This is a genomic window from Nonomuraea aridisoli (assembly GCF_003236395.1).
In the GTDB taxonomy this organism is placed as follows: Bacteria; Actinomycetota; Actinomycetes; order Streptosporangiales; family Streptosporangiaceae; genus Nonomuraea; species Nonomuraea aridisoli.
Genome location: NZ_POUD01000226.1, coordinates 1 through 15,179, shown reverse-complemented (window position 1 = coordinate 15,179; position 15,179 = coordinate 1). Strand labels below are relative to the sequence as shown.

The 15,179-nt window shown below is 72.4% G+C and carries 17 protein-coding genes; 9 read left to right on the top strand and 8 right to left on the bottom strand.

Annotation, left to right across the window (positions count from 1 at the left end):
• The 3 genes from C1J01_RS36315 to C1J01_RS36305 form a co-directional block, all read right to left on the bottom strand.
• Positions 1-607, bottom strand: a 607-nt coding sequence (locus C1J01_RS36315; RefSeq protein WP_500048297.1) for a CdaR family protein, incomplete at its 3' end; no start/stop codon positions are given.
• Complete coding sequence (locus C1J01_RS36310) at positions 607-1,398, bottom strand: ABC transporter permease subunit (protein WP_111183495.1); 792 nt, start codon at positions 1,396-1,398, stop codon at positions 607-609. The genes C1J01_RS36315 and C1J01_RS36310, both read right to left, overlap by 1 nt.
• The gene (locus C1J01_RS36305) at positions 1,376-2,287 is read right to left on the bottom strand and encodes an ABC transporter ATP-binding protein (RefSeq protein WP_111183494.1); all 912 of its coding nucleotides are present in this window, start codon (positions 2,285-2,287) and stop codon (positions 1,376-1,378) included. The genes C1J01_RS36310 and C1J01_RS36305 overlap by 23 nt, the downstream gene beginning before the upstream one ends.
• Positions 2,288-2,397: 110 nt before the next feature.
• On the opposite strand from C1J01_RS36305, the gene C1J01_RS36300 reads away from it, so the two are divergent.
• Positions 2,398-3,114, top strand: coding sequence for a hypothetical protein (locus tag C1J01_RS36300; RefSeq protein ID WP_146615850.1), 717 nt, complete (start codon positions 2,398-2,400; stop codon positions 3,112-3,114).
• Here C1J01_RS36300 and C1J01_RS36295 read toward each other — a convergent pair.
• Positions 3,111-4,595 carry a cobyric acid synthase gene (locus C1J01_RS36295; protein WP_111183492.1) on the bottom strand — a complete coding sequence of 495 codons (1,485 nt, stop codon included), beginning with the start codon at positions 4,593-4,595 and terminating at the stop codon, positions 3,111-3,113. The two genes, C1J01_RS36300 and C1J01_RS36295, sit on opposite strands and share 4 nt — an antisense overlap.
• 215 nt (positions 4,596-4,810) lie before the next feature.
• Between C1J01_RS36295 and C1J01_RS36290 the strand changes: the two genes are divergently transcribed.
• Positions 4,811-6,058 carry an MFS transporter gene (locus C1J01_RS36290; RefSeq protein WP_235854903.1) on the top strand — a complete coding sequence of 416 codons (1,248 nt, stop codon included), beginning with the start codon at positions 4,811-4,813 and terminating at the stop codon, positions 6,056-6,058.
• Between the two features lie 57 nt (positions 6,059-6,115).
• Here the strand turns inward: C1J01_RS36290 and C1J01_RS36285 are convergent, their stop codons facing one another.
• Together C1J01_RS36285 and C1J01_RS36280 are read right to left on the bottom strand one after the other, a co-directional pair.
• Positions 6,116-6,418 (bottom strand): antitoxin, encoded by a 303-nt coding sequence (locus C1J01_RS36285; protein WP_111183490.1) that lies wholly within the window; start codon positions 6,416-6,418, stop codon positions 6,116-6,118.
• 132 nt (positions 6,419-6,550) lie between these two features.
• On the bottom strand, positions 6,551-7,525 hold the full coding sequence (locus C1J01_RS36280; RefSeq protein WP_111183489.1) for an aldo/keto reductase: 975 nt from the start codon (positions 7,523-7,525) through the stop codon (positions 6,551-6,553).
• Between the two features lie 77 nt (positions 7,526-7,602).
• On the opposite strand from C1J01_RS36280, the gene C1J01_RS36275 reads away from it, so the two are divergent.
• The 7 genes from C1J01_RS36275 (at position 7,603) to C1J01_RS36245 (ending at position 13,838) form a co-directional block, all read left to right on the top strand.
• Positions 7,603-8,220: a TetR/AcrR family transcriptional regulator gene (locus tag C1J01_RS36275; RefSeq protein ID WP_181449158.1), complete on the top strand. Its 618-nt coding sequence runs from the start codon at positions 7,603-7,605 to the stop codon at positions 8,218-8,220.
• Between the two features lie 22 nt (positions 8,221-8,242).
• Positions 8,243-9,124, top strand: coding sequence for a DNA-3-methyladenine glycosylase family protein (locus C1J01_RS36270; protein ID WP_111183487.1), 882 nt, complete (start codon positions 8,243-8,245; stop codon positions 9,122-9,124).
• Positions 9,125-9,228: 104 nt separating this feature from the next.
• Positions 9,229-10,683, top strand: coding sequence for a hypothetical protein (locus tag C1J01_RS36265; protein ID WP_111183486.1), 1,455 nt, complete (start codon positions 9,229-9,231; stop codon positions 10,681-10,683).
• Between the two features lie 105 nt (positions 10,684-10,788).
• On the top strand, positions 10,789-11,685 hold the full coding sequence (locus C1J01_RS36260; RefSeq protein ID WP_111183485.1) for an MEDS domain-containing protein: 897 nt from the start codon (positions 10,789-10,791) through the stop codon (positions 11,683-11,685).
• Positions 11,675-12,418 (top strand): ATP-binding protein, encoded by a 744-nt coding sequence (locus tag C1J01_RS36255; protein ID WP_111183484.1) that lies wholly within the window; start codon positions 11,675-11,677, stop codon positions 12,416-12,418. Before C1J01_RS36260 ends, C1J01_RS36255 begins: the two co-directional genes overlap by 11 nt.
• Before the next feature lie 71 nt (positions 12,419-12,489).
• Positions 12,490-13,317 carry an SAM-dependent methyltransferase gene (locus C1J01_RS36250; protein WP_111183483.1) on the top strand — a complete coding sequence of 276 codons (828 nt, stop codon included), beginning with the start codon at positions 12,490-12,492 and terminating at the stop codon, positions 13,315-13,317.
• A gap of 17 nt (positions 13,318-13,334) precedes the next feature.
• Positions 13,335-13,838 carry a hypothetical protein gene (locus tag C1J01_RS36245; RefSeq protein ID WP_181449157.1) on the top strand — a complete coding sequence of 168 codons (504 nt, stop codon included), beginning with the start codon at positions 13,335-13,337 and terminating at the stop codon, positions 13,836-13,838.
• On the opposite strand, the gene C1J01_RS36240 is transcribed toward C1J01_RS36245, so the two are convergent.
• Both C1J01_RS36240 and C1J01_RS36235 read right to left on the bottom strand, forming a co-directional pair.
• Positions 13,795-14,001, bottom strand: a complete 207-nt coding sequence (locus tag C1J01_RS36240; protein WP_146615849.1) for a hypothetical protein — start codon at positions 13,999-14,001, stop codon at positions 13,795-13,797. The genes C1J01_RS36245 and C1J01_RS36240 overlap by 44 nt on opposite strands.
• Positions 14,002-14,320: 319 nt before the next feature.
• Positions 14,321-15,061, bottom strand: a complete 741-nt coding sequence (locus tag C1J01_RS36235; protein ID WP_235854902.1) for a CPBP family glutamic-type intramembrane protease — start codon at positions 15,059-15,061, stop codon at positions 14,321-14,323.
• Positions 15,062-15,179 lie beyond the last annotated feature (118 nt).

Here is a 15,179-nt window from a genome sequence, read left to right as displayed (position 1 = left end):
GCCCCCGGTGCGCCCGCCCCACGCCGACCCGCCAGCCGGGCGCGAAGCGGGCGCGTACGTGGTGGGTGAACTCCCCCACGGCGGCGGACAGCGTCGCGGGGGCGACGCACACCAGCAGCCGGTCGCGTACGGCCACCAGGACGTTGTGGGAGCCGAACCGGGCGATCAGGTCCCGCTCGATCCGGTCCTGTTCGCCGTCGCGCAGCCCGCGCGCCACCGCCACCACGTACGACTCGGCCAGGCGCAGCCCGAAGTGCTCGGCCCGCTCGGCGAGGCGTTCGGCCCGGCCCTGGAGCAAATCGTCCACGAACTCCCTGCGGGCGATCTCCTCCTGGCGGATGGCGGCGAGCTGGGCCCGCTCGTAGCCGTCCATCAGCGCGGAGACGGCCCTGCGCAGCGCGGGCAGCACGGACGGCAGGTCCTCCCCCTCCGCGAGGGCCGCGTCGACCAGTACCCGCAGCGGCACGCCCAGCTCGGCGGCGCGGGTGCCGGCCGCGCGGTAGGCCTCGACCGTCGCGCGGTCCGGTAAGCGGCCGGTCGCCGCGCAGCCGGCCAGCACCTGCCGATGCCCCCCGAGCAGGTCGGGGGGCAGGTCGGAGATCGCCATCAGACTCCTACGTCACGCCTGTCGAAGGCGAGCACCGCGGTGAGCGCGAGCACGGCCGTCGCCGCCAGCAGGACAAGGTAGTCCCCGACGGGCAGCCCGTCGTACAGCGGCCTGCCCTCGGCGTAGTAGTGGAACGGGGAGAGCCACTTCAGCCAGGCGATGGCGTCGACGCTGCGGCCGATGGTGACGACCAGGTAGCCGGTCACGACCCAGACGCCGACGACCGCGGAGGCGAGCATCTTACGCCCGGTGGCGGCGCCGACGGTCAGCGCAACGGTCCCGAACAGCAGCGCGACCAGGAACACGCCGGTGTGCGCGGCGGCGATCCGGTCGAACGCCACCCCCATGTCGACGGCCACGCTGACCGCCCACGCGACGGCCAGCGTCACGCAGGCCACGGCGAGCAGCGACAGCACCAGCGCCGCCCACCGCTCCACGACGAGCCGCCGCCGGTCCACCGGCAGCGTGACGACGAGCTCCAGCGTGCCGGACTCCTCCGGCTGGGCGATGATCCGGTTGGCCAGCAGCGTGGCGCACACGATGAAGAGCATCGGCACGAACAGCTGGTAGACGACCGACTGGAGGTAACCGGCGCCGGTCTGGAAGTCCTGGAACCCGCCCATGAGGTCCTTGAGCGGGCCGGGGAACTTGTCCATCGCGATGCCGCTGTACGTCTCGGGGTTCTCCCGCACCGAGCCGTAGACGCTCATGTAGACCGCCAGGAAGGCGCAGATGCCGGCGCTCCACCAGGCGAGCGCCCGGCGGTTGTCACGCAGACTCTTGGCGATCACGGTGGCCCTCCTCTTCGCTGTAGTAGGTCAGGAAGATCTCCTCCAGGTCCGGCTCCGCGCTCACGAGGTGCACGACGGTGTGACGCGCCGCCGCCTTGACGAGCGCGTCCGGGCGGCCGTCGATCGTGCAGCGCACGCCGGCGCCCTCCACGCGCAGGTCGCGCACGCCGGGCAGGCCCTGGAAGTCGGCGGCGGGCACGGGCGCGTCGAAGTGCAGCTCGATGCGGCGCACGGCCTTCTCGCGCAGCGCCGCCACGTCCTCGACGGCGACCAGGCGGCCGTCGCGGACGATGCCGACGCGGTCGGAGACGCTCTCCACCTCGGCGAGCACGTGCGAGGACATGAGCACGGTGCGGCCGGACTTGCGCACCTCGCGCAGCAGCGCCAGGAACTCCTGCTGCACCAGCGGGTCGAGCCCGCCGGTCGGCTCGTCCAGGATGAGGAACTCCGGCTCGTGCATGAACGCCTGGATCAGCCCGATCTTCTGCTTGTTGCCCTTGGAGAGCTTGCGCATCTGCACGGACAGGTCGGCCTCGAACCGCTCGGCCAGCTCGTCGATGCGGGAGGCCGCCACGCCGCCGCGGATCCGGCCGAGGAAGCGCAGGTACTCCCCGGCGCGTTCGCGGCCCTCCAGCGCCAGCTCGCCCGGCAGGTAGCCGATCCGGGAGCGGATCGCGGGATCACGCGGGTCGCCGCCGAGCACGCGGACGAGGCCCCGGGTGGGCCTGATCACGTCGAGCAGCAACCGGATCGTGGTGGTCTTGCCCGCGCCGTTCGGCCCGAGGTAGCCGAAGATCTCGCCCGGCTGGATGTCGAGCGTGAGGTCCTCCAGGCCCCGGCGCCTGCCGTAATACTTGGTCAGCCCTTCGGCCTGAACCACTGCTGTCATGGCCGCATCGTCCCGCTCCGCCGGGCTCACGTCACCGGGCGAATCCGGCAACGGAGCGTTCCCTTCACTTCCGGGACACGGCAATCCGTGAAGCCCTACGATCGCCGACCATGAAAAAAATGATCACGATGCTGGCCGCCGTAGGCGCGCTCACGCTGGGCGCCGCACCCGCGCAGGCGGCCCCGAAGGACCCCGTCCGCGCCCTCGAGTCGATGCTCAAGCCCGGCCGCGGCGTGCACGTCACCGACACGGTGACCGGGTCGGACGGCACCAGCACGCGCGAGGCCGGCAGCGGCAAGGGCGTCTACGGGTTCGGTGAGAAGGGCTTATCGGGCTTCGACCTGACGATGGAGGACGACTACGGCACCCAGCGGGTCATCGCCACCGGCAAGACCGTCTACCGCACCGGCGGGTTGCTGAAGAACGTCCTGCCCGAGGACAAGCCGTGGTTGAAGCGAACGGGAGGCGGATACCCCGGCGGCAACGCGCAGATCATCAATCCGGCGGAGCCGAAGACCGTGGCCGCGCTGCTCAAGAAGGGCACGTCGAGCAAGGGCTCCGTCACCGGGACGATCACCGTGAAGGACCTCAAGAAGGTCTCGTCCTGGGCGTCGAGGCTCAACGGCGAGCAGGACGACGTGAAGATCTCCTACACCCTCACGCTCGGCTCCTCCGGCCTGGTGAGCAGGGTGCGCAGCACCTGGGAGCTGACCGAGCTCGGGGAGAGCAGCATCGTCACCATCGACAGCCGCTACACCAAGTGGGGCTCGAAGGTGACGATCAAGGCACCCGATCCCAAGAAGGTGACCACCAAGCTGTTCGGCTAGACCGGCGCGCCCGGCGGCAGGACCGGCAGCTCGGGCGGTCCCTGCTCGATGAGGCGGAGCAGGGCGCCGGTGTCGAGGTGGTGCTCGACCAGGTCGCCGAGCGCGTCGAGCCGGTCCTCGCGCAGCCGCGCGAAGTCGGTGCCGGGCGCGGGGACGAACGCCCGCCCCGCCCGCTCGGCCACGTCGGCCAGGAACGCGCGCCGGAAGCCGTCGTTCTCCAGGGCGCCGTGCCAGGTGGTGCCCCAGACGTTCCCCACCCGGCAGCCGTCGAGGAACGGCTCCCCGCCCTCCACGGTCGCCACCCCGTGGTGGATCTCGTACGCCCGCACCGGCTCGCCGTACGCGCTGCCCTCGGGTCTGGCCAGGTGCTTCTCACGTCCGAACGCGACCCGGACGGGCAGCAGGCCGAGCCCTTCGACGCGCCCGGCCCCCGACTCCACCTCATCGTGGATCTCCCGTCCGAGCATCTGGAACCCGCCGCAGATCCCGAGGACGGGCCCGCGGCGGGCGCCGATCGCCGCGGCGAGGCCGGTCTCGCGCACCCAGGCCAGGTCCGTCACCGTGGCGCGGGAGCCGGGCAGCACGACCAGGTCGGCGTCCTCCAGCTCGGCCGGGCCGGTGACGAACCGGACGACCACCCCCGGCTCGGCGGCCAGCGCGTCCACGTCGGTGAAGTTCGAGATCCTGGGCAGCCGGACGACCGCCACCCGCAGGGTCTGCCGGCCGTGCGGCGGCCCGGCGGCGACGCGGCGGCCGTCGAGGGCGAGGGAGTCCTCGACGTCCATCCAGAGGCCGTCGAGCCAGGGCAGCACGCCGTACACCTCCCGGCCGGTCAGCCGCCTGAGCATGTGGAGGCCGGGCTCCAGGAGCTCCTTCGCGCCGCGGAACTTGTTGACCACGAACCCGGCGACGTGCGCCTGGTCGGCGGCCTCCAGCAGGCCGACCGTGCCGTAGAAGGCGGCGAACACCCCTCCCCTGTCGATGTCGCCGACCACGATCACCGGCAGGTCCGCGGCCCTGGCCAGGCCCATGTTGGCGATGTCGCCGCGGCGCAGGTTGATCTCGGCGGGGCTGCCCGCGCCCTCGCACACCACCACGTCGTACTGCTTCCTGAGCCGGGCGAGCGCCTCCAGGGCCGTCGTGCGCAGCAGGTCCTTCAGCGCGCCGTACTCCATGGCGTCCACGTCGGCGACCGGGCGGCCCATGAGCACGACCTGGCTGCGGCGGTCGCTGCCGGGCTTGAGCAGGACGGGGTTCATGTCGGCGACCGGTTCGAGGCCCGCCGCCTGGGCCTGCACGACCTGGGCACGGCCGATCTCGGCGCCGTCGGCGGTGACGTACGAGTTGAGCGACATGTTCTGGGCCTTGAACGGCGCGACCCGGACGCCCTGGCGCGCCAGCCAGCGGCAGATCCCGGCGGTGACGACGCTCTTGCCCGCGTCCGACGTGGTGCCCGCGACGAGCAGTGCCCCGTTGACCATGGGCCAACCGTACCGGAGCGGCCGAGTCTCGAAATTTCCCAGTAATCACCCATTTACGAACGCTGTGACTTCTGCCACTCTGTCTAGAACAATGCCCTAGAACGCAATTCTAGATTTACGCTAGCGAAAGGGTGGGCATGGTCGGGTTGGGTTCGCCGCGCACAGGCACCATCGACGCGCAATCCCGCGCACCATTCGGGTGGGCACCACTGGTCGTGCTCTTCATCGTCGGACTCGTGGACCGGATCGAGCACAACCTGCTGTCAGGTGTGCTCCCCCTCATCCAGGCGGAATGGGGTTTCAGCGACACCGCCGCCGGTTCCATCCCCACGGCCGCCGCCCTGGCGGCGGCCCTCGTCGCGCTGCCCGCCGGATTCCTGGCGGACCGCTTCAGCCGTACGCGCATCATCGCGATCGTCGTCTTCGTCTGGGCCATCGCCACGCTCGGCTCCGGCTTGGCCACCGGCTTCGCGATGTTCTACATGATGCGCGTGGTCCTCGCCGCGGCCGAGAACATCGACAACCCGGCCTCGGGCAGCCTGCTCGCCGACTACTACCCGCCCGCCAGCCGGGCCAAGGCGTACGGGCTCACGCGCGTCACCACGTACCTGGGCGGCGTCGGCACGCTGCTCGGCGGCGTGCTGGCCGAGGCGTTCGGCTGGCGTACGGCGTTCCTCGTCATGGTCGTGCCGGGCGTGCTCACCGCCCTGCTCGTCTGGATGTTGCGCGAGCCGCGCCGCGGCGAGCTGGACCGGCTGGTGGCCAGCGGCGAGCCGGTCTCGGCCGCGGCCGGCGCCCAGCAGGTCAAGGAGGCCAAGCCGCCGTTCTGGTCGCAGTTCGGCCAGGTGATCCGGATCCCGACGCTGGTCTTCGTCTGCATCGGCCTGTCGTTCCTCACCCTGGGCCTGGCCGGCATCTTCTACTGGATGCCGACGCTCATGGTGCGCGACTACGGCGTCAGCGTGGGCACCGCGGGCTCGCTGAGCGGCCTGATCACCATCGTCGGCACGCTGACCGGCACCCTGGTCGGCTCGTGGCTGGGCAGGAAGTGGCACGGCACCCGCAAGGGCGGCCGGCTGCTGGCGGGCGGCAGCGGCATCACCGCCGGCTCGCTCGTCCTGGCCGGCGCGTTGTCCACCGACTCGATCGGCACGCTGACGGTCCTGATCATGTTGTCGTCGTCGCTGATGTCGATCGCGATCCCGAACATGACGGCGTGCCTGGCGGATGTCGTCTCGGCCTCGGCTCGCGGCCTCGGCTTCGCGGTCCTGCAGCTGCTCATCACGGCCGGCGGCGCGTTCGGCTCGCTGGTGGTCGGCATCGCCTCCGACCAGCTCGGCTCGCTGGTGGGCGGCATGTACATCCTGGTGATCCCCATGGTCGTCGGCGGCCTGGTGACGCTCGGGGCCAGGGCGTCGTTCGAGCGCGACGCGCGCAAGGTCATGGACGACGCGCGCTCCTGACCGTTCACACGCACGCGGGCGTGGCGGGAACTCCGCCACGCCCGTCTTCCGTTCCGGTCAGCCCTGCGGCGGCATGCGCCGCTCTCGCTCCTCCTGCGAAGGCCGCTGCTGCCCGCCGGCCTGCTGCCCGGTCTGCTGCTCGCCCTGCTGCCCGGTCTGCTGCCCGGTCTGCTGCCCGGCCTCGCCGCCGCCGTAACGCTGCTGCACGGCGTCCGCACCCTTGCTGATCTGCTCGTCGTACTTGTGCCCCGTCCGCTCCTTCGCGTACTGCTCGGCGCGGTCCAGGACCTGATCGGCCTGCTTGGAGTGCCCTCTGGCCAGGTTCTCGGCTTTCTTCAGCCACTCTGCGATGCGGCTCATGACCGTTCCCCCTGTTTCTTCCGGCTATGGGAGCCCCTACCCCTTCCGCACCAGGCAATGCGCGCATGGGATCCGCCGCGGTGAAGGCGTCGCCGGCGTGCGAGCGCCGGCCGTTCTCCACCTCGTGACGGCTCACTCCCAGGACGGCAGCATGCCCTCCGGGTAGCGGGCGCCGAAGCCGCCGTGCGGCAGGATCTCGGCGACGCGCGCCAGGTCGGAGTCGTCGAGCTCGATGTCGGCCGCCGCGACGTTCTCCTCCAGCCGCCGCACGCTGCGGGTGCCGGGGATCGGCACGATGTCGTCGCCCTGGGCGAGCAGCCACGCCAGGGCGAGCTGCGCCACCGTGGCTCCCTTGGCGGCGGCCAGCTCGCCCAGCCGCTCGGTCGCCTCCAGGTTCTTCTCGTAGTTGCCGGGCTGGAACCGGGCGTCCCAGGAGCGCATGTCGGTCTCGTCGTACTCGGCGCCGGGCTTGGCCTGGCCGGTCAGGAACCCGCGGCCCAGCGGCGAGTACGCCACGAACCCGATCCCGAGCTCGCGCAGGACGGGGAAGAGCGTCTCCACGTCCCGCTCGAACAGGGAGTACTCGGTCTGCAGCACCGAGACGGGAAGGACGGCGTGCGCCCGCCGGATGGTGCTCGCGCCCGCCTCGCTCAAGCCGAAGAAGCGCACCTTCCCGGCCTCCACGAGCTCCTTGACCGTGCCCGCGACGTCCTCGATCGGCACGGAGGGGTCGACGCGGTGCTGGTAGAGGACGTCGATGACGTCCACGCCGAGGTAGCGCAGGCTGTTGTCGACGACCTCGCGGATGTGCTCGGGACGGCTGTCGACGCCGCCCTCGCGGGTGCCGGTGAAGTCGAAGCCGAACTTGGTGGCGATGACGACCTCGTCGCGGACGGGAGCCAGGGCCGCGCCGACGATCCGCTCGTTGTGGCCCCGGCCGTAGAGCTCGGCCGTGTCGAAGAACGTCACGCCCAGCTCGTGGGCGCGGCGGATGGCGGCGATGCCGTCCTTCTCGTCGGACGGCCCGTAGGCCAGGGAGATGCCCATCGCGCCGTAGCCCAGCGCCGACACCGTCAGGCCCTGCTGTCCGAGGATTCGCTTGCGCATGTTCGCTACTCTCAATGTTAGAGGGCTCTTACATCGACGAGACTACTCCACGCCCCGGCGAGAGGAGAATCGGTCCCGTGAGCAGACCCACGCGGCGCGGCTACCACCACGGCGACCTGCCGGCGGTGCTCGTCCGCGAGGGCGTCGCGCTGCTGGCCGAGGCGGGCGTCGCCGGGTTCTCGGTGGCCAAGGTCGCCGCCCGCGCGGGCGTGTCGTCGGCGGCCCCGTACCGCCACTTCCCCGACCGGGAGGCGCTGCTGGCGGCCTGCGCGGCGGCGATCCTCGCCGACCTCACCGGCGTGCTCGCGTGGGCGGCCGAGCAGGCCGGCCCCGATCCGGTCGAGCGGCTCGCGGCCACCGCCGGGGCCTACGCCGGGTACGTCCTCGGCCACCGTGCCGGGATCGACCTCGTCTACTCCCATGACTTCGGCGTCACCCACCGCGAGGCCGTCCACGAGCAGAGCCGCCGGTTCATGGACGTGCTGATGAAACTGGCCGCCGACGCCCTGCCCGCCGGCACCTCCTGGGCCGGCGTCGCGGACCTCGTCTACGTCCACGTGTCCGCGGCGCACGGCTACGCCATGCTGCTGGCCGGCGGCACCCGCCCGCCGCAGAACGTGGAGGAGCACGCCGCCCGCGCCACGGCCGCCGCCCGCGACCACCTCACCGGCCACCTCGCGCGCCTGCGCGGCTGAACGGGCCGCCTACCATACGCCCATGACCACGCACGGGTTCACGATCACCGCCGAGGGGCCGTTCGACTTCGGCGCCTCGCTGCGCTTCCTCGAGGACTGGCCGGCCACCAGCGCGCTGCCCTCCGACGGGCGGGCGCTGCGCTTCGCGTACTGCGCGGAGAGCGACTGGCTGCCGATCGGCGTGCGGATGACGGCCGCTCCCGGCGGGGTCGAGGTCGCCACGACGCGGGCCCCCGGCCCCGGCATCCGCGCCGAGGTGGCGCGCATCCTCTCCCTCGACGTCGACGGCGCCGGCTTCGCCAAGCTCGGCGAGGCCGACCCGGTCCTCGGCGACCTGCAGCGGCGCCGTCCGGGGCTGCGGCCGGTGTGCTTCTGGAGCCCGTGGGAGGCGGCCTGCTGGGCGGTGATCGTGCAGCGGTCGTCGATGCTGATCGCCGCCCGGATCAAACAGCGCATCGCCGAGCGGTACGGCGCCACTCTCACCCTGGACGGCCGCGAGTACACCGCCTTCCCGCCGCCGGTGAGCCTGCTGGAGGCGGGCGGTCTCGGCCTGCCCGTGCAGAAGGAGGAGTGGCTGCGCGGGCTGGCCAGGGCCGCGCTCGACGGCCTGCTCACCACCGAGCACCTGCGCTCGATCGCCCCCGAGGAGGCCCTGGCGCAGCTGCGCGCGCTGCCCGGCGTGGGCCCGTTCTCGGCGGGGCTCATCCTGATCCGCGGCGCGGGCGCGCCCGACGCGTTCCCCGGCGACGAGCCACGGCTCTTCGCCCTGCTGCGGGAGGCGTACGGGCTGCCGGAGGACGCGCCGCCGTCGGCGTACCGGAAGCTGGCCGAGGCCTGGCGGCCGTACCGCTCGTGGGCGTCGTTCCTGTTCCGCGCGGTCTCCTACGGCGTCATGGACGACTGACCCCCGCTCGCCGGGAATGCGCAGGTCAGGAACGTCTCTGCGTTCCGGCAGGTCCCGCCCCCGCAGCCGCGCCCGTCCCCGGGGCCGCTGTTAGGAAGGGACCGATGGTAGCAATTCGCACATGGCGGCCCGCCGACCCGTGGCGGGCGCTCCTGCTGGTGGTGGCGGTCTGCTACGGGCTCGTCCAGCTGGCCGTGGTGACCCCGCGCATGGGATTGGGCTGGGACGAGGTCGTCTACGTCAGCCAGGTCGATCCGCGGGTGCCGGAGACGGAGTTCATCGCGCCGCGCGCCCGTGGCATCACCCTGCTCGTCGCCCCCGTGGTGCTGTTCACCTCCTCGACGGAGGTGCTGCGCTGCTATCTGTGCCTGCTGTCCGTCCTGGCGCTGTACGCGTCCTTCGGGACGTGGTTGCGGGTGCGTTCCGGACCGGTCGCGCCGGTCGCCGCCGCGCTGTTCGCCTCGACGTGGGCGGCGCTGTTCTACGGCAACGAGGCGATGCCGAACTTCTGGGTGGCCTGCGGCTCGGTGGCCGCCGCCGGTTGCTTCCTGCGCTGCGTGCGCCAGGACGGCGGCCGGGGACCGCTGCTCTGGCTCGCCGTGAGCGTGGCGGCCGTGGCGCTGCTGCGCCCGCCGGACAGCGTCTGGCTGGTCCTCGCGCTCGCCGCGGCGCTGGCCGTCCCGGGGTGGCGGCGGCTCCGGGTGGCGGCGGCCCTCGCGGCGGGCCTGGCCGCCGGCTGGGCCGACTGGGTCGTCGAGGCGTACGTACGCTTCGGCGGTCTGGCCGCGCGCTGGCAGGCCGCCGGAGCGGCGAACGAGACCGGCCTGCACGTCACGCTGGTCGAGCACGCCCGCGCCCTCGACGGACCGCTGCTGTGCCGCCCGCCGGCCGACTGCGGGCCCGTGGTGACGTCCTGGGCGCTGTGGTGGGCCGCCATCCCCGTCCTCGTCCTGCTCGGCCTGTACGCGGCCCGCCGCCGCGACCGCCTGGCCGAATGCCTGCTGCCGGCCGCCGCCGGTCTCGCCATGGCGGCGCCGTACGTCTTCCTGGTGGGCTACGCGGCGCCGCGGTTCCTGCTGCCCGCGTACGCGCTGCTGGCGCTGCCCGTCGCGCACGCGGCCGGGTTCGCGGTGAGCGGGCCGCGGCGGCGCGGGCTGCGGCGGGCCGGCGCGGGCCTGGTGACGGCCGGTCTGCTCGGCCAGTTCACGCTGCAGGGGCTCACCCTCGGCGAGGTCGCCGCCCTGCGGCTGCAGCGGCGCGCGGCCGACGCCGAGGTCGCCGCGGCGCTGCGCGCCCTCGGCGTGCGCCCGCCCTGCCTGGTGTACGGCGAGCACGCGGTGATGATCGCCTACCGGGCGGGCTGCCAGTCCCACATGGTGCTGAGCTGGCCGCGCGACACCGCCGTCCCGGCCGCGGTGCGCGCCGCGCAGGCGGCGGGCAAGCAGGTCGTCGCCGTGGACCGGGGCCGGCGCGTTCCTGCGGCGTTCCTGCACGGCTGGCGCAAGGGGCCGCTGTGGGACGTGCGGCCGGGCCGCTGGCACGTCTACCTGCCGGGTTAGGCGCCCTACGCTTATGCGCCCGTACGCAGGGCAGCAAGAAGGACGCAAGGGGCGGGCGCATCTTGATCGCTACGGTAGAGTCCGCAGCCATGCGGGCCCCGGGAGGTGACCGCGATCGGGAAGGTGACGTGGGTGACGGTCGGCGCGGAAACGCAGATCACGGATCTGACCATCAGGGATCACGCCTGTCTCACGTTCGGCGAGACCGAGGAACTGCTCGACCTGACCGCCGCCTTCGTCCGTGACGGGCTGGCCGAAGGGCAGCGGGTCGTCTGGCTGGCCGAGGAGCCGCAACGCCGGCTCGCTGAGCTGGCGCTGCGCGGCGTGGCGCCGCGCGAGAGCGTCTCGGCGGGCCGGATGGCCGTCATGACGTGCCAGGGCTCCCTGCTGGACGGCCAGGCGTTCGCGGTGGAGCACGCCATGCGCTGGTTCCGCGACCAGATGGCGCGCACGTCCGGCGAGGGCTACCCGGGGCTGCGGGTGGCCCTCGACATGAGCTGGGCGTTACAGCCGATGGCGGGCATCGAGCAGTTGCCCGCGTTCGAGGAGGAGATCGCCGCCACGCTCGCCGGCACCAGCACCGCGGTGTTGTGCCAGTACGACCGCGTGCGCTTCGACCCCGTCACGCTCGCCTCGGTCTCGGGCTACCACACGCGCTCGGTCGCGGCGGCCACCTACCACCACGACGCGCTGCTGCGGATCTGCCGCCAGTACGCGCCGCCCGGTGTACGCCTGGCGGGGCAGCTCGACCGCGGCGCCGAGGCCGCTCTGGGGCTGGCGCTGAGCGAAGCCATCCGCCTCGACGGCGACATCACGGTTAACATGAGCGAACTGTCGTTCGTCGACCTGTATTGCGCACGCATGATCATGGATGCCGCCAGAAGTCTGTCCCCTCCCCGTTCGGTCACCCTCCGCTGCAACCCGTCCATCAGCTCGCGATTCCTCCTGCTCGGCGCCGGCGCCGCACCCGGCATCAGCCTGGTGACCGTCGATGACGGATGACCCGCCCCCGGCGCCCTGCCAGGAGACCGAGCGCGCCCCCGGGACGCCGGTGCTTCTAGACCAGTCGTTCGAGCACCGCTCGCTGTACACGCTGAGGGCCGCGCTGGAGGCGCACGCGGTCAGGAACGGGCTGCCCGAGGGCCGTGCCGCGGACCTCGTGCTCATCGTGCACGAGCTGGCCACGAACGTGATCCTGCACGGCTCCGGCACCGGACGGGTGATCATGACCTCGGACGGCGACATGCTCTCGTGCGACGTGATCGACCCCGAGGCCGCGGCGCCGGTCGTGACCACTCCGGCGTGGCGGGTCGAGCCGGGCCACGGGCTGTGGATCGCCCGCTCGCTCAGCGACCGGTACACCGTCGTCCAGGGTCCCGGCGGCACCACCGTCACCGTCGGCTTCGCGCTCCCGATGCCCGGCCCGCCGCCCTTGCGGCTCGCCCGCTACGACGAGGACGGCCGCACCACGCTGCGCCTGTCCGGCCCGCTCGACCAGGAGTCGGCCGCGGAGGTCGCGGCGGCCCTGCGCGCGGCGGTCGCCCCCGAGCGGGGGGTCGTGCTCGACTTGAGCGGCATGACGGGCTGGGACTCCAGCGGGATCGTCGTCCTGGTCATGGCGCAGCTGCGGGTCGACAAGACGCCGGGCGCCACCATGCGGCTGACGGGGTTGCCGGTGGAGTTCCGGCGGCGCCTCGACTCCCTCAGCACCGTCCTGCTCCACTACGACGACTGACCTCGCCCGCCAAGATGATCACTAATCCCGACATTTCCTCGTATGATCGGCAAGACGCGGAAGGTAGGGATATGACGGACGAGCAGGCTCCCCAGGGGATCGACCCGACGATCCCCAGTGTCGCCCGGATGTACGACTACTACCTCGGCGGAAAGGACAACTTCCGCGCCGACCGGGAAGCCGCCGAGGCGATCATCGAGCTGGCCCGGGAGACCGGAACGGACGTACGCGAGGTGGCGCTGGCCAACCGCGGCTTCCTCATCCGCGCCGTCCGGCACATCGCCGAGTCAGGCGTGCGGCAGTTCCTCGACCTCGGCACGGGCCTGCCCACGCAGGACAACGTGCACCAGGTCGTGCAGCGCGTCTCGCCCGGCTCCAAGGTCGTGTACGTCGACAACGACCCCATCGTGCTGGTCCACGCCCAGGCGCTGCTGGCCGAGAACCGCGACACCGTCGTGATGGAGGGCGACCTGCACGACCCCGCCGCCATCCTCAAGGCGGCGGCCGCGCATCTCGACCTCAGCCGGCCGGTGGCGATCGTCGTGGCCGCCGTCCTGCACTTCTTCCCCGACGACGACGAGGTGGCCGGGGTCGTCTCGACCCTGCGCGACGCCCTGGCGCCCGGCGGCCATCTGGTGATCTCGCACGGCTACATCGAGCCCGAGGCCGGCGAGGCCGACAAGATGGACGAGGCCAGGGGCGTCTACCGCAGGTCCGCCACGGGCTCGGTCGCCTGGCGCGACCGGGAGACCGTGCGCGGCTACTTCGATGGGCTGGACCTGCTGGAGCCGGGGATCGTGCCGGCCCAGGACTGGCGCAACGACGACCCGTACCCGGTGCCGGGCCTGGCCAAGGGCGGCGTGCTCGCCGGCGTCGGCCGCAAGCCCGAGACCACCTGAGCCGCCGCACCCTCGTGGTGGACTCTTTCCACTCGCGGGTCCGGCTGTCCCACCACCAGGTGCTGATCAGCCCGCTGGACGAACCTCTCCCCGCGCACCCGCGCGCGTTCCCCAACGGACTGATCGCCCTGGACGACGACGAGCCCGACGCCGGCGCGACGATCCTCACCGGCGTCCACACGGGCGTGGTCGACTTCACGGTCCAGCTCGTCCGGCAGCCACCGCCGCCTGACCTCGACTCCTGGGACGAAATCGTGGAGATCTCCCTCGAATGCGCCTTCGGCACTTTGCACGTCCGCGGCCTCCACGGCGACCTCCCCCGCGACCTGCCGAACCTGGCGACCGAGGGCGACGGCTGGTATCGGCTGCGGGTGCACGCAACGGGCCGCGACACGGACCCAGGAGGCATCGCCAGGACGCCGACCGAACGCTATCTGCTCGTCGTCTGGCCGGCCCCGCCGCAGCCGGAGCTCGTCCTCAAGCGCTCCGACGCCTACGGCGCCGAGGTCCGCGCCCGCTGAGCCCTCGGACGGCGAGCGCGCGCATGGCGGCCGCGCGCAGGATCGGGTAGCCGATCGCAGTGAGCGTGGCGGAGCCGGCCGCGCCCTCGGCCAGCGCGGTCAGCCGCGGGCTGAGCAGGAAGACGGCCACGTAGAGCTGGGACATCGTGATGACGAACTTCACCAGCACCCACCAGTGGCGAAGGTGCGGTATCGAGAATCCTCGCTGCGTGGTCGCCGGTCATCCGGCGTTGCTGCCTAGTTCCTGGTCGGCGACAGGCGTCGCTCATTGCGGCAACGGTGACAAACCTTCGCTGTCTCATGAGGTTCGGTCACGGCTGGACGTTCTTGCGCGGTCGTCACGTGCGGGCGGGGAACGTGGTGAGCCAGGCGCGCCCTTCGACCTCGCGGCCTGGTAGCCACAGTGGGGCGACACGGTTGTCGTGGCCTTCGTCCAGCTCGACGGAACGTAACCGCATGGTCCTCGTGACGCGGCCAGCGGCTCAGACCAGCGCGCCGGCCAGTAGGAAGATCGCGGTTCCGTGGGCGAGGGCGGCCGCGATGACACCGGATCGCAGCCGCAGGAAGGCGCAGATCAGCCCCTCGTAGAGGGTGAAGACCAGGAGCGGCCAGCCGACGTCGGTCACGGTGGAGGCCAGGAAGGCGTGGCAGGCGGCGAACAGCAGGGCCGACAGCAATGCCGCGCGAACGGCTCCGGCGTGCTGCTCCAGCCGGCCCTGCAGGAACCCGCGGAAGAGCACTTCCTCGGCGAGGTTGCCCGCCAGGCTGAACAGCAGCAGCACCGGCAGCAGCGTGACGGCGACCGCGCCGCCCCGCGCCGGCAGTGGTGTCGGCAGGGACAGCAGCAGCGCCGGAGCGGCGGCGAGCACGCCGCCGCCGATGCCGTAGGCGAGGGTGACCGGGGTGAAGCGGCCCCAGCGCACCAGCGCGCGCAGCCCGCTGTCCACGTGCAGCACGGCGGCGGTCAGCGCCACCGTGCCGAGGCCGAACAGCAGCAGGATGCCCGCCTGGTCGGTGAAGCGCAGCCATGGAACGCCTCCCGAGACGCCCAGGCGCCAGAAGCCGAGTGGTGTCATCGCGTCCCTGATCAGGATGAAGCCGAAGATGAGGGTCAGGATGCGCAGCAGCGGGTCCCGGTCGGCGCGCGCCAGTGCGAAGCATGCGCCGATGAGCAGCAGGCCGGGCAGGATCCGGACGCCGTAGGCCAGGAGGTCGGGCAGCACGAAGACGTCTCCGTTCGATGGGGGGCGGGGCGATCGGCCCGCCCTTCGATGCGGGCCATGGGGGCACGCCCGTGGTCGGCGACCACGGTGCCGGTGGGGTGGTGCGGGGTTGGTCAGG